Source organism: Sphingomonas sp. R86520, from assembly GCF_042466285.1.
Classification (GTDB): domain Bacteria; phylum Pseudomonadota; class Alphaproteobacteria; order Sphingomonadales; family Sphingomonadaceae; genus Sphingomonas.
The window spans coordinates 2,290,417-2,302,897 of the sequence record NZ_JAXHBZ010000001.1; the positions used below are offsets into that span (position 1 = coordinate 2,290,417).

Genomic DNA, 12,481 nt, shown 5'->3' on the forward strand with positions numbered 1-12,481 from the left:
CGACAGCCGACAAACCCTAGTTTCGAATTGCAACTGTTTCGGACATCGGCGTGCAGGCATCGTCGCCTCGATTGCGCAGGACGCCGCCGAGAGTGCGTGTGGCGATGATAGGGGCGGCGATCGCCCTGACGGTGAAGAGACGTTCGCGGAACGTCGGATACCCAGGTCGCGGTATGATCGCGCCCTCGTGGACGCCTATGGGTGCAGTGGCGACGATGAGGTACCAGGAGCGAAAATAGGTCCTAGGGTTGCCGGCCGATCGAAAGATGCGAGATCGTAGCTCTGCCAGTACGACTCCGAACGCAAAAAAGGCCGGCCGGCCCGTTCAGGACCAACCAGCCTTCCATTCCCGTAGTTGCGGCCTGAGCCGCCGCGCCATTACTTCGGTGCCAGCACCATCAGCATCTGACGGCCTTCCATGCGCGGATACGCCTCGATCTTGGCGATCTCCGCGACGTCGTCCTGAACACGCTTCAACAGGTTCATGCCAAGCTGGCCGTGGCTGAGTTCGCGACCGCGGAAGCGCAGCGTGATCTTGACCTTGTCGCCCTCGCCGATGAAGTCGTTCACCTTCTTCATCTTCGTGTCGTAGTCATGGTCGTCGATGTTCGGACGCATCTTGATCTCCTTGATCTCCTGCGTCTTCTGCGACTTGCGTGCGAGGTTCGCCTTCTTCTGCGCCTCGTACTTGAACTTGCCGACATCGAGGAACTTGGCGACGGGCGGATCGGCGTTAGGCGACACCTCGACCAGGTCGAGGCCATGCTCGGCTGCCTGCTCGATCGCTTCGCGCGTGTACATCACGCCCAGATTCTCGCCCTCGTGATCGATCACGCGGACCTTCTGGCTCTGGATGAATTCGTTGAATCGCGGGCCGTTCATTGCGGGCGTCTGCATCGGCCGGCGCATCGTGGGAGGACGTATGGGGTTTGCTCCTGAAGTTTCTGACGAAGTATTTGGGCCGGCCTATAGCGCAGAAACGTCCACGCGAAAAGCCGGCCCCGTTGGATCACATATCGGGTGCGCGAGCCTCGATCGCAACCCGTCCGGCCGCGTCGCCGACCGACATCATCTCCTGGCCCTGACTGCCAAGACGGCGGATCGCGACGGTGCCCTCGTCCGCCTCGCGCTTGCCGACCACGAACAGCAGCGGCACCTTGGCCAGCGAATGCTCGCGCACCTTGTAGTTGATCTTCTCGTTGCGCAGGTCGGTCTCGACGCGGAGCCCGGCCTTGCGCAACGTCGCGGCGACCTCATGCGCATAATCGTCGGCGTCCGACACGATCGTCGCCACCACCACCTGCACCGGCGCCAGCCAGAGCGGGAAGCGGCCGGCATGATGCTCGATCAGGATGCCGATGAAGCGCTCGAACGTACCGAGGATCGCGCGGTGAAGCATTACCGGGCGATGCCGCTCACCATCCGCGCCGACATACGACGCATCGAGCCGCTCGGGCAGCACGCGGTCGGACTGGATCGTGCCGACCTGCCACGTCCGACCGATCGCGTCGGTCAGGTGGAATTCGAGCTTCGGCGCGTAGAAGGCCCCCTCTCCCGGCAGTTCCTCGAAGTTCGCCTTGATCGTGTCGCTCAGCCCCGACTGCATCACCGCTTGGCGCAGTTCCGCCTCGGCCTTGTCCCACATCGCGTCGTCGCCGAACCGGTTGTCGGGGCGCAGCGCCAGCTTCACCGCGTAGTCCTCGAAGCCGAGGTGCTTATAGACGCTGTCGAGCAGCTCGCAGAATTTGCGGACTTCCTCGACCAGCTGATCCTCGCGGACGAAGATATGCGCATCGTCCTGCGTGAACTGGCGGACGCGCATGATGCCGTGCAGCGCGCCGTGCGGCTCGTTGCGGTGGCAGCACCCGAACTCGGCCATCCGGATCGGCAAGTCGCGGTACGACTTGATCCCCTGCTTGAAGATCAGGACGTGCGCCGGGCAGTTCATCGGCTTGAGCGCCATCAGGTCGCCCTTGCCCGACAGGATCGCGCCCTCGTCCTCGACGTTGGGGATCTCGTCGGGGACGACGAACATGTTCTCGCGGTACTTACCCCAGTGGCCGGACTGCTCCCACTGCTTGGCATCCATCAGCTGCGGGGTCTTCACCTCGGCATAGTCCGCGGCATCGAGGCGGCGGCGCATATACGCCTCGAGCTGGCGCCAGAGCACGAAACCCTTGGGGTGCCAGAACACCGAGCCTTGCGCCTCCGACTGAAGGTGGAACAGGTCCATCTCCGCGCCGATCTTCCGGTGATCGCGCTTGGCGGCTTCCTCGAGACGGAAGAGATGCTGGTCGAGCTGCTTCTTGTTGAGCCAGCCTGTGCCGTAGATGCGTGACAGCATCGCGTTCTTCTGGTCGCCGCGCCAATAGGCTCCACTCACGCGCGTCAGCTTGAAGGCGGCGGGGTCGAGCTTGCCGGTCGATGCCATATGGGGCCCACGGCACATGTCGAGCCACTCGCCCTGACGGTAGATCGTCAGTTCCTCGCCCTCGGGCAGTTCGGCGGCCCATTCGGCCTTGAAGCTCTCGCCCTGCTGCGTCCAGCGATCGATCAGCTGCTGGCGCGACCAGACCTCGCGCAGGAACGGCTCGTTCCGGGCGATGATCGCGCGCATCTCGGCTTCGATCGCGGGCAGGTCCTCGTCGGTGAACGGGCGGTCCTTTGGTGCGAAGTCGTAGTAGAAACCGTCGTCGGTCGCGGGACCGAACGTGATCTGCGTGCCTGGGAACAGATGCTGGACCGCTTCGGCCATGACGTGCGCGAGATCGTGGCGGACGAGTTCGAGCGCATCCGCCTCGTCGCGCGCGGTCACCAGCGCGAGCGCGGTATCGCCCTCGAATGGCCGGTTGAGATCACGCACCTGCCCGTCGATGCGCGCGGCGAGCGCGGCCTTGGCGAGGCCGGGGCCGATCGCTGCGGCGACGTCTGCGGGCGTAGTCCCGGGCGCAACCTCGCGGACGGAACCGTCGGGCAGCGTAATGCGGAACATGGCGGACATGGAGGACTTTCTCGTACTTGGAAGAGCGCGGCTTATGCCGTCGCACTGCCTATATAGGCAACCCGCTTCGCCGGAGCCACCATGAGCGGCGTTTCGACAATTACTCCGTCATCCCAGCGAAAGCTGGGATCTTCCGGTTCGGGCCGAAGCGCCCACCGACGGGGATACCCCAGCTTCCGCTGGGGTGACGGACGCGGGCGGGTGACCGCGTGGATAGTTCCGCCGCTGCGCGTGCGAACGTCACGCCATGCCGAACGGCACCACGTGGTTCGCCTGCGTGTGGCCGATCTCCGCGCGACCAAGATACTGTACGCCCATGTCGCGACTCCAGCGGACCATCATATAGTCGAGCGTCTCGCCCCAGGGCGGATCGTTCTCCTGCACCGCCGTCACGGCGCCCAGCCTCAGCCCGGCGATACCCTTCAACTGCGTCGCATTGGCGAGTTTGAAGAGCATCCGGTCGATACTGTACATCGCCTCCGACACCTCTTCGACGATCAGCACATGGTCGGTGAGGTCGGGCAGCCACGGCGTACCGATCAGGGAGGTCAGGATGCTGAGGTTGAAGGCCGCGGACGGGTGTCCGTCGAGGCCGGGCTCCAGCCCTGCCCGGTCGCCGCGCGCCAACCAGCCCAGCGAGCGCGCCACCGTTGCCTCGCCGTCGTGCCGGTTGACGTCGCTGACCATCGGACCGTGCACGGGCCGCCCGATCCGTCGGGCGTAGAGCGCGCCGAGCAGGAAGCCGACGTCGGAATAACCGAGATACGTCTTGTGGCGCGCCGCACGGCCAAGTTCGGGCATGACCATCGCGAGGATGCGGTTGGCGCCGTAGCCGCCGCGCAGGAACCAGAGCGCGTCGAACGCCGGATCATTGGCATATTCGAGAAACGCCGCCGCACGCCGGAAGTCCGAGCCGGCGAAATGGCCGTCGGTTTCCAGGCATTGCGGGTGGAAAACGAGTTCCACTTCCGGAAACGCGGTCGCCGCGTAGGCGGTGATCCTGGCGATCGCCGCGGGGTTGGCCCGGCTCGACGCGGCGAGCACACCGATGCGCATTGTTCGTGTTCCCGACCTTGCCCCGTTACCAAACCGCCCATATCGCGGCGTCATGGATATCGGCAAACCCTCATTCGCCCCCTCGTTCGACCGGCCCTGTTTCTTCGTCGGCATCGGCGGCAGCGGCATGATGCCGCTCGCGATGATCCTCGCGGGGCGCGGCGCGACCGTCGCAGGCTCCGACCGCAATCTCGACCAGGGACGCGTGCCCGCCAAGTTCGACGACCTCGCCGCCAAGGGCGTCGCGCTGTTCCCGCAGGATGGCAGCGGCATCGTTTCGGCGGACCAGCTCGTGATCGCCTCCGCCGCGATCGAGGCGAGCGTGCCCGACATGATCGCAGCGGAGGCACTCGGCTGCGCTCGCTCTACCCGCGCGGCGATGCTGGCGTCGCTGTTCAACGACAGCCGGTTGCCGATCGGCGTGGCGGGCACGAGCGGCAAGTCGACCGTCACCGGCATGATCGGCTGGATCCTGCACGCCGTGGGCCGCGATCCGACGGTGATGAACGGCGCGGTGATGAAGAACTTCGCGAGCCCCGATGCGCCGTTCGCGAGCGCGCTGGTCGGCGAGGGCGAGGCGTTCGTCAGCGAGGTGGACGAGAGCGACGGGTCGATCGCGGGCTATGCGCCCAAGATTGCGGTGCTGAACAACGTCAGCCTCGATCACAAGTCGCTGGAGGAACTGCGGGTGCTGTTCGGGGACTTCATCGCCAAGGCCGAGACCGCGGTGGTGAACGCCAACGATCCGGATGCCGCCGCGCTTGCTTCACGCCTGCCGCGCGGGCGGGTCACGACGTTCGCGATCGATGCGTCGGCCGACCTGCGAGCTGAGAATTTGCAGCCAGCGCCGTTCGCGATCCGTTTCGACATCGTCTCGCGGGGTGTACGAACCCCGGTGAAGCTGGCGGTGCCGGGGCGGCATAACGTGTCGAACGCGCTGGCGGCGATCGGGGCGGCGATGGCGGCGGATGTTTCGCTTGCCGATGCGGTGAAGGCGATCGCGGGGTTCACCGGCCTGCGTCGCCGGTTCGACTTGGTCGGCGAGGCAGGCGGGATCGCGGTGATCGACGATTTCGGGCACAATCCGGACAAGATCGCCGCGACGCTGGATACGCTCCATGCCTTTCCGGGGCGGCTGTTATTGTTGTTCCAGCCGCACGGCTATGGGCCATTGAAGGTGATGGGGCGCGAGCTCGTCGCCACCTTCGTCGAGCGGATGGCGACGGACGATGTGCTGATCCTGCCGGACCCCGCCTATTACGGCGGCACCGTCAGCCGGGAGGTCACCAGCGCCGACATCGTCGCGCAGATCGCCGCCGCCGGGCGCGATGCGCGGTACATCGTCGACCGTGCGGACGCCGCCGCGGCGCTAGTCGCCGAAGCGCGGCCGGGCGACCGGATCGTCGTCATGGGCGCGCGTGACGATACGCTTAGCGCATTGGCGGCAGGCATGGTCGACGCGCTGGCCGCTCGCTGATATACGCAGAACCAGGAGACCGCTCATGTTCCGCCGCCTGTTCCTCGATCATCCCACAACCGTCGGCGAAAGCTATGCCGAGCATTTCGGCGTCGCCGGACGCTTCGGCATGACGATGATCGTCGGCGGGTTGGGCGCGCTGGTTCATGCGTTCGTACCGGCGCTGTGCAAGACACGCGGGAGCGACACGGTCGCCGAACTGCACCGCCAGATGGTCCTGAAGCGCGGCGCCGTGGCAGCCGATCAGGTGCAGATGAAGACGGTCGAATTCATCATCTGACGCGTGTCCGGCGGGCTGCGGAAGCGCTCGATCCAAAAAGAAGGTTAGGCAGGGTTAGGCCAAGAGCGCGTTTGCTCTTGGGGTGCTCCTGCACGTCCATAGAACAAGCGGGCGCTACACCTTGTAAAGCGCCATTGACAAAATGCACATTTTTAGACAAGCATCCTTTACTGATTCGAAAGGGAGCTTTCCATGACCAAGAGTCCGGCGATACGCCGCTACAACCGACGCGTAATCATCCTGATGCTCATCTACGCAGCGATCCTGATGGCGGTCGTCTACAGCTTCGACCGGCACCTGCTGAGCGGGTCGCTGGCGTATCTGGTGGCGATCCTGCCAGCGCTGCCGATCATCGGCGTGTTCTTCGCGATCGGCCGCTACCTGATCGAGGAGACGGACGAATATGTCCGCATGCTGACGATCCGCCAGACGCTTTACGCCAGCGGCTTCGCGTTGAGCATCGCGACGGCCTGGGGATTTCTCGAGGCGTTCGACCTCGTCGGCCACATCGAATCCTATTACATCGCGGTGCTGTGGTTCGCCGGGCTCGGGTTCGGCAGTTGCATGAACGCGCTGACGAAACCGCACGAGGCATGAAGAACCGCCTGAAAGTGCTGCGTGCCGAGCGGGACTGGAGCCAGGGCGACCTGGCCGACCGCCTCGAAGTCTCGCGGCAGAGCGTTAACGCGATCGAGACGGGGCGGTACGATCCATCGCTGCCGCTGGCGTTCAAGATTGCCGAACTGTTCGACCTCGCCATCGAAGACATCTTCACCAGTCCATCGAAGGAGCCCGTGACATGATTTCGCATCTCAAAGCCCGCCTTGTGGCCACCGCCGTCACGCTGCTGATCGTCCTGGATCCGGGCGCGAGCGACGCTCAAGTCGCGCCCGTGCCAGCGCCCGCCATGCGAGTCGACGCGGTCGAGACGCAGATGGCGCATATTTCGGTGCAAACGGCGGGCAAGGGCGCGCCGGTGATCCTGATCCCAGGACTTTCCTCGCCGCGCGCGGTCTGGGCAGGCGTCGTGCCTGCGCTCGCCAAGTCGCACCGGGTGTATATCGTTCAGGTCAACGGCTTTGGCGGCGACGATCCGCGTGCGAACCTCGCGCCCGGTATCCTCGACGGGATCGTCGCCGATCTCCATACGCTTGTCATCGGATCAAAACTCGGCACGCCGGCCGTCGTCGGACATTCGATGGGCGGGCTGGTCGCGCTGATGCTCGCCAAGGCGCATTCGGCCGATGTCGGCAAGCTGATGATCGTCGATTCGCTGCCCTATATCGGTGAGATCTTCGCGCCCGGCGCGACCGTGGCGGCGCTCGAACCGCAGGCCAAGGCAATGCGAGGCGGGATGGCGGCTGCCTATGGCCAGCCGGCGAACCCCGTGGTGACCGGAGCGATGGCGGCGCGGATGGCGCTCAAGCCCACGTCGCGCACGACGGTTGCGGGATGGATGGCGAAGGCGGATGCGCGCGTTTCGGCGCAAGCGATGTACGAGGACATGACCACCGATCTGCGCCCGGCGATGGCATCGATCGCAGCGCCGATCACCTTGGTCTATCCGTGGAACGTCGCCGGCCCGACCAAGCCCGTCGCCGATGCGCTGTACCGCAAGGCCTATGCGAGCGCGCCGCACATGACCTACGTCGATATCGGCGACGCCGCGCATTTCGTGATGCTCGATCAGCCTGCCGCGTTCCAGGCGGCACTGGACGACTTTCTACAGCGCTGAGTGCTCGCTAAGGTGACGGCATGACCGACACCGCCACGCCGCCTGTACCCACGCCTCCTGCCAAGGAGCGGCCTCGCCTCGCCTATCATCATACGCCTGCTGCCGAAGGCGTCACGGGCCCGACGATCGTGTTCCTGTCGGGGTATGCGTCGGACATGATGGGCACCAAGGCGGTCACGCTGGAGGCTTGGGCGAAGTCCGAGGGCCGCCCGTTCCTGCGGTTCGATTATGGCGGCTGCGGACAGAGTGAAGGCGCGTTCGAGGATCAGACGCTGGTCGACTGGCGCGACGATGTGCTGGCGATGCTCGATGCGCTGGTCGACGACGACGGGGCCATCCTCGTCGGATCGTCGATGGGCGGGTGGCTCATGCTGCTGGCGGCGAAGCTCCGGCCCGACCTGGTCAAGGCGCTGGTGGGCATCGCGCCAGCGCCCGACTTCACCGACTGGGGCTTTACCACCGACGAAAAGATGGCGCTGCTGAGCAATGGCCGGATCGAACGCAAGAACCCCTATGGCCCGAACCCGACCGTCTATACCCGTGGCTTCTGGTCCTCGGGCGAGGCCAATCGGCTGATGTTCGGGGAGATCGCGTTCGACGGACCGGTCCGCCTGGTCCAGGGCCAGCGTGACCCGGACGTCCCGTGGCACCGTACCGCACGGCTGGCGGAGTTGTTGCGTTCAGCCGACGTGCAGACGTGGCTGGTCAAGGACGGTGACCACCGCCTGTCGCGCGATAGCGACATCGCACTCATCATCCGGGCGGTCGAGGATGTGATCGCCGCACTATGATCCTGACCCTATTGCTTGCCGCCGCACAGGCTTCCGCCGCCGCCGGCCCCGTGGATCCCCGCGGAGATCGGTTCGCACGATGCGTTGAACTGACGCAGACCGATCCCGCCGCCGCACGCGCCGAAGCGGGCCGGTGGCGGATCAGCGGGGGTCGGTATTTCGCGCGACAATGCGCCGGCCTGGCGTTTTCCGCCGAGAAGAACTGGCCGTCGGCCGCGGCCGAGTTCGAAGAGGCGGCGCGCGAGGCACAGGTGGCGAAGGACGACCGTGCCGCGAACTACTGGGCGCAGGCCGGGAATGCCTGGCTAGCGGCGGGTCAGCCGGCCAAGGCGCGCGTCGCGCTCGACGCGGCGCTCGTGGCGGGCTCGCTGACCGGACTGCCGCTGGGCGAGGCGCAACTCGATCATGCGCGGGCGCTGGTAGCCGCGGGTGATCTGGACGCTGCGCGCGGGGACCTCGATCTCGCCCTGACGACAGCCGGCGACGATCCGCTCGCCTGGCTTTTGTCCGCCACGCTCGCCCGGCGGATGGACAATCTACCCCGCGCGCGCTCGGACATCGCCGAGGCCCTGAAGCGCTCCGCGGACGATGCCTCGGTGCAACTGGAAGCTGGTAACATTGCCGCGCGCTCGGGCGACGAAGCGGCGGCGCGGGAAGCGTGGGGAACGGCGGCGCGGCTTGCTCCGACGAGCGATGTCGGACGGAATGCGGTTACCGCGCTAAGGCAGTTCGACACCACCAAGTAGAAAACCCAGGCGGTAGGTGCGCCCCCGCCTGGTTAGTATCTCAGCGACGAACCATCGTGCTGCGAGCGATCTTGCTTACCAGTCCCGGCAGACCCGGATAGCTCGCCTTGTGATAGGGCGACAGCGCGTCGAGTTCCGCAGAGATCCGGCGATGGGCCTCGCCCAACGCATGGTAAGGCAACCCTGGCAGCAGATGATGCAGCGCGTGATAGCGCAAGCCGACCGGCGCCCACAGCGCAGGCAGAAGGGCTGGCGGCGGAACGTTGACGGTATCGAGATACTGCGCCGTCACAGTCATCGGCTCGCCGTCATTCTCCCAGAGATGCGCAACCAGCGTGCGAACCTGATTGAGCACGGCGAATGCGGACGCCACGCCAAGGATCGTCAAGAATGCTCGCATCGGCAGCACGCCCGTGACGGTAATGCCGATCAGCGTGATCGCCCACAGGCTGGCCGCGATCTCCAGGCGGTTCCAGTAAGTCTTCGCCTCACCCTCAGGACTGCGACGGCGGAATTGCGGGTTGATCGCGAGTGCCGAATAGCGCTCCACGACCATTGTCCGAAGTTTCGGCGAGAGCAGCGACAGCGGCGACAGGATCGCAAACCGCACCAGCAGCGCGATCGGCGCCAATGCCGAGACGACGATGAACAGCGGCAACGTCCACGGCTTCATCAGCGCGAGCGGCAGGTATTCGGGATCCTCGACGGTTCCGTACCGCGTCTTGGCGTGGTGCAGGTTGTGCACGCCTTCGTACATGAACGACGGGGTCAGCATCGGCACGCCGACCAGCATGTTCCAGCCAAGCCGGAAGTTCGGCACCGATGCATGCTTCATGTGACTGACTTCATGGATGAAGCTCAGCCCGCGGTACAGGCCGAGGATCGATGCGATCGCGGCAACGACAGCAAGCGCGGTCGAGTCGGCCGTGGCCGCCACGACGAGCGCACCATAGCCGACCGCCATCGATCCGATCAGATCGGCCCAATAGATTGCCGGGCGCGGCTTCACGAGGTCGCGCGTCAGATCCGCTGCGGCACGCAGCATCGCCTTGTCGTCGGCCACACGGACCATGCCGGCACCGACGATCGGCGCGACGGAAGCTGGAGCGGCCGTGCCGCGAGCGAGGCTGAGCGAGGTATCCATGGGCATGTGCATTGCCCGAAGATAGTGGCCGTAGCGTGGCATTTACAGGTTGCGGGCGCCGTCGCGCCGGGAAGTAAAGTCGATCACCGTGACCGGCTGAAGCGATGGTGTCGGCATGCCGCCGATGACGACGTAGCTGCCACTCGCCTTTGCGTGCCTTGCTGGCTAGATACGATCGACTGCGTATTCAGGAACGACACATGGCCAATCTCATCATCCGACCGGTCGAGACCAAGAAGGATCGCAAGATCTTCGTCGATCTGCCGTTCCGGCTGTATGCCGACGACCCTCATTGGGTACCGCCGCTGAAATCGGAAGCGCTCGGGTTGATTACGCCGGAGAAGAATGGCTGGTTCAGCCATGCCAAGGGGCAGCTGTTCCTGGCCGAAGAGGATGGCCGCGTCGTCGGGCGCATCTCGGCGCATATCGATACGCTCGCCTTGACGATGCCGCCCGAGCAGGGGTTCGGCCCCGGTGTCGGCCAATGGGGCCTGATGGAGGCCGAGCGACAGGACATCTTCCAGGCGCTGCTCGATCGGGCGGAGGCATGGCTGCGCGAACAGGGCATGGCCCGCGCGCTCGGACCGATCAGCATGTCGATCTGGGAAGAGCCGGGCCTGCTGATCGACGGCTATGACCATTCCCCGACGATCATGATGGGCCATGCCAAGCGCGAATATCGCGGCTGGATCGAACGGGCAAACTATATGCCGATCAAGCAGTTGATGACTTACGAGGTCGACGTCACGAAGCAGTTCCCGCCGATCGTCCAGCGCATCATCAAATCGGGCGAGAAGAACGACCGGATCACCATCCGCAACGTCGACAAGTCCAAGTTCGAGGAAGAGGCGGCGATCATCCTCGCGATCCTCAACGATGCGTGGCGGGACAATTGGGGTTTCGTCCCGCTGACCCCGCCCGAGATCAAGGACGTCGGCGTCAAGCTGAAGCCGATCGTGTTCAACGACCTGATCCGCATCGCCGAACTGGACGGCAAGCCCGTCGCCTTCATGATCACGCTCCCCGACCTGAACGAGGCGATTAAGCCGCTGAACGGCAACCTGCTTCCGTTCGGCTGGATCAAGCTGTTGTGGTGGCTACGTAAACCCAAGGTGCGGACGGTGCGCGTGCCGTTGATGGGTGTCGTCAAGGAATTGCAGGCGTCGCGGATGGCGAGCCAGCTGGCCTTTATGATGATCGAATATATCCGCCGTGCATCGGTCGAGCATTACGACGCGAAGCGCGCAGAGATCGGCTGGATCCTCGACGACAATCAGGGGATGCGCTCGATCGCCGAGACCATCGAGAGCCGGATGAACAAGGTGTATCAGGTGTACGAGCGGACGCTGTAGCGGGTACGCTATCCTCCCCGGCAAGCGGAGGATGATCGGGGCTGGATCTTGAACGTCACCACCGCTCCCGAGGCAGGAGCAGTCCGACCAGCCTCTAGAACCTCCGTGAGACCCCGGCATAGACGCGCGCGTCGGGCGTGTGATCGTTCAGCCCCGCGGCGCCGAACACGTCGAACTGCAGGTCGTCGGTCGCTGACCATGCCAGTGACAGCGCCGCCAGCGTCTGCGTCGCGTGTTCTTCGGGATCGTCGTCGCGCAGCGCCTGCACTTCGCCGGTGAGCGTGAAGTCCTTGTTTAGCTTTACCGCCAGACCCGCGGCGGCACTGTAGGCCAGATGCCGGCCATTGCCGTCCTCGTCGACCGCGGCGTCGATCTCGGGACTGAGATCGAGCGATACGGTATCGGAAATTTCGTACGTGACGGGGATCAGGAACCCTGCGCCCCAATCGCCCGCACCGATCTGCGAACGGCCAACCGGCAGCGTGACATAGGGCAGTACCGCGACCGAGAAACCAGCGCCGTCCGGATTATGGAGGTTTGCCTTGAGCCCGAGCGACACGTCGCCAACACCGTTCACCGAATCGACACCGGTCGAATCGCGCATCCGATCATGCCCGAACGGCGTCCAGCCGATGCGCGCCTCGATCGTGTCGCTGACGCCGACGCGGACCAGCGTGTCGCCGAACAGGATGTTATCGTCGCGCGAACCGGGCTGATCGTCGCGCGTCCAGTCGGCGATCGACGTCTCGACCGACACGCGACCTTTTGCCATCGTGCAGGCAGGCGTATCGATGCCGGGCCGTTCGGGGCAATATTCGCGATCCTGCGCACTGGCACTCGCCGCCTGCAGCGCAGCGAGCGATAGCAGCGTGATCCCCAGTGTCTTTCTCATGCCATAC

Annotated in this window: 13 protein-coding genes; 8 read left to right on the top strand and 5 right to left on the bottom strand. The window is 65.1% G+C overall.

The features are described 5' to 3' along the window. Positions 1-378: 378 nt before the first annotated feature. The 3 genes from infC to SJY41_RS10445 form a co-directional block, all read right to left on the bottom strand. Positions 379-909: a translation initiation factor IF-3 gene (gene infC, locus SJY41_RS10435; RefSeq protein ID WP_031396176.1), complete on the bottom strand. Its 531-nt coding sequence runs from the start codon at positions 907-909 to the stop codon at positions 379-381. A gap of 100 nt (positions 910-1,009) precedes the next feature. Continuing rightward, positions 1,010-3,001 carry a threonine--tRNA ligase gene (thrS, locus tag SJY41_RS10440; protein ID WP_380781460.1) on the bottom strand — a complete coding sequence of 664 codons (1,992 nt, stop codon included), beginning with the start codon at positions 2,999-3,001 and terminating at the stop codon, positions 1,010-1,012. A gap of 240 nt (positions 3,002-3,241) precedes the next feature. Next, on the bottom strand, positions 3,242-4,057 hold the full coding sequence (locus tag SJY41_RS10445) for an LD-carboxypeptidase (RefSeq protein WP_380781462.1): 816 nt from the start codon (positions 4,055-4,057) through the stop codon (positions 3,242-3,244). Positions 4,058-4,109: 52 nt separating this feature from the next. Between SJY41_RS10445 and murC the strand changes: the two genes are divergently transcribed. The 7 genes from murC to SJY41_RS10480 all read left to right on the top strand — a co-directional run bounded on the left by murC (position 4,110) and on the right by SJY41_RS10480 (position 9,086). Then, the gene (murC, locus tag SJY41_RS10450; RefSeq protein WP_380781464.1) at positions 4,110-5,534 is read left to right on the top strand and encodes a UDP-N-acetylmuramate--L-alanine ligase; all 1,425 of its coding nucleotides are present in this window, start codon (positions 4,110-4,112) and stop codon (positions 5,532-5,534) included. A gap of 25 nt (positions 5,535-5,559) precedes the next feature. Then, positions 5,560-5,814: a DUF6356 family protein gene (locus SJY41_RS10455; protein ID WP_380781466.1), complete on the top strand. Its 255-nt coding sequence runs from the start codon at positions 5,560-5,562 to the stop codon at positions 5,812-5,814. Between the two features lie 192 nt (positions 5,815-6,006). Further along, positions 6,007-6,411, top strand: a complete 405-nt coding sequence (locus tag SJY41_RS10460; RefSeq protein WP_380781468.1) for a hypothetical protein — start codon at positions 6,007-6,009, stop codon at positions 6,409-6,411. Continuing rightward, positions 6,408-6,617 carry a helix-turn-helix transcriptional regulator gene (locus SJY41_RS10465; protein ID WP_380781470.1) on the top strand — a complete coding sequence of 70 codons (210 nt, stop codon included), beginning with the start codon at positions 6,408-6,410 and terminating at the stop codon, positions 6,615-6,617. The genes SJY41_RS10460 and SJY41_RS10465 overlap by 4 nt, the downstream gene beginning before the upstream one ends. Beyond that, positions 6,614-7,549 (top strand): alpha/beta fold hydrolase, encoded by a 936-nt coding sequence (locus SJY41_RS10470; protein WP_380781472.1) that lies wholly within the window; start codon positions 6,614-6,616, stop codon positions 7,547-7,549. The genes SJY41_RS10465 and SJY41_RS10470 overlap by 4 nt, the downstream gene beginning before the upstream one ends. A gap of 20 nt (positions 7,550-7,569) precedes the next feature. Beyond that, positions 7,570-8,340, top strand: a complete 771-nt coding sequence (locus SJY41_RS10475) for an alpha/beta hydrolase family protein (protein WP_380781474.1) — start codon at positions 7,570-7,572, stop codon at positions 8,338-8,340. Continuing rightward, positions 8,337-9,086 carry a hypothetical protein gene (locus SJY41_RS10480; protein ID WP_380781475.1) on the top strand — a complete coding sequence of 250 codons (750 nt, stop codon included), beginning with the start codon at positions 8,337-8,339 and terminating at the stop codon, positions 9,084-9,086. Before SJY41_RS10475 ends, SJY41_RS10480 begins: the two co-directional genes overlap by 4 nt. Positions 9,087-9,126: 40 nt before the next feature. Here SJY41_RS10480 and SJY41_RS10485 read toward each other — a convergent pair whose 3' ends face one another. Further along, on the bottom strand, positions 9,127-10,230 hold the full coding sequence (locus SJY41_RS10485; RefSeq protein WP_380784109.1) for a fatty acid desaturase family protein: 1,104 nt from the start codon (positions 10,228-10,230) through the stop codon (positions 9,127-9,129). Positions 10,231-10,430: 200 nt separating this feature from the next. On the opposite strand from SJY41_RS10485, the gene SJY41_RS10490 reads away from it, so the two are divergent. After that, the gene (locus SJY41_RS10490; protein ID WP_380781477.1) at positions 10,431-11,582 is read left to right on the top strand and encodes an N-acetyltransferase; all 1,152 of its coding nucleotides are present in this window, start codon (positions 10,431-10,433) and stop codon (positions 11,580-11,582) included. Positions 11,583-11,676: 94 nt separating this feature from the next. Here the strand turns inward: SJY41_RS10490 and SJY41_RS10495 are convergent, their stop codons facing one another. After that, on the bottom strand, positions 11,677-12,474 hold the full coding sequence (locus SJY41_RS10495) for a transporter (RefSeq protein WP_380781479.1): 798 nt from the start codon (positions 12,472-12,474) through the stop codon (positions 11,677-11,679). Between the last annotated feature and the right edge of the window lie 7 nt (positions 12,475-12,481).

Bases quoted from the DNA above. Each gene is read 5' to 3' on its own strand.
- infC (WP_031396176.1), bottom strand. From the start codon at position 909: ATGCGCCGGCCGATGCAGACGCCCGCAATGAACGGCCCGCGATTCAAC.
- thrS (WP_380781460.1), bottom strand. From the start codon at position 3,001: ATGTCCGCCATGTTCCGCATTACGCTGCCCGACGGTTCCGTCCGCGAG.
- SJY41_RS10445 (WP_380781462.1), bottom strand. From the start codon at position 4,057: ATGCGCATCGGTGTGCTCGCCGCGTCGAGCCGGGCCAACCCCGCGGCG.
- murC (WP_380781464.1), top strand. From the start codon at position 4,110: ATGGATATCGGCAAACCCTCATTCGCCCCCTCGTTCGACCGGCCCTGT.
- SJY41_RS10455 (WP_380781466.1), top strand. From the start codon at position 5,560: ATGTTCCGCCGCCTGTTCCTCGATCATCCCACAACCGTCGGCGAAAGC.
- SJY41_RS10460 (WP_380781468.1), top strand. From the start codon at position 6,007: ATGACCAAGAGTCCGGCGATACGCCGCTACAACCGACGCGTAATCATC.
- SJY41_RS10465 (WP_380781470.1), top strand. From the start codon at position 6,408: ATGAAGAACCGCCTGAAAGTGCTGCGTGCCGAGCGGGACTGGAGCCAG.
- SJY41_RS10470 (WP_380781472.1), top strand. From the start codon at position 6,614: ATGATTTCGCATCTCAAAGCCCGCCTTGTGGCCACCGCCGTCACGCTG.
- SJY41_RS10475 (WP_380781474.1), top strand. From the start codon at position 7,570: ATGACCGACACCGCCACGCCGCCTGTACCCACGCCTCCTGCCAAGGAG.
- SJY41_RS10480 (WP_380781475.1), top strand. From the start codon at position 8,337: ATGATCCTGACCCTATTGCTTGCCGCCGCACAGGCTTCCGCCGCCGCC.
- SJY41_RS10485 (WP_380784109.1), bottom strand. From the start codon at position 10,230: ATGGATACCTCGCTCAGCCTCGCTCGCGGCACGGCCGCTCCAGCTTCC.
- SJY41_RS10490 (WP_380781477.1), top strand. From the start codon at position 10,431: ATGGCCAATCTCATCATCCGACCGGTCGAGACCAAGAAGGATCGCAAG.
- SJY41_RS10495 (WP_380781479.1), bottom strand. From the start codon at position 12,474: ATGAGAAAGACACTGGGGATCACGCTGCTATCGCTCGCTGCGCTGCAG.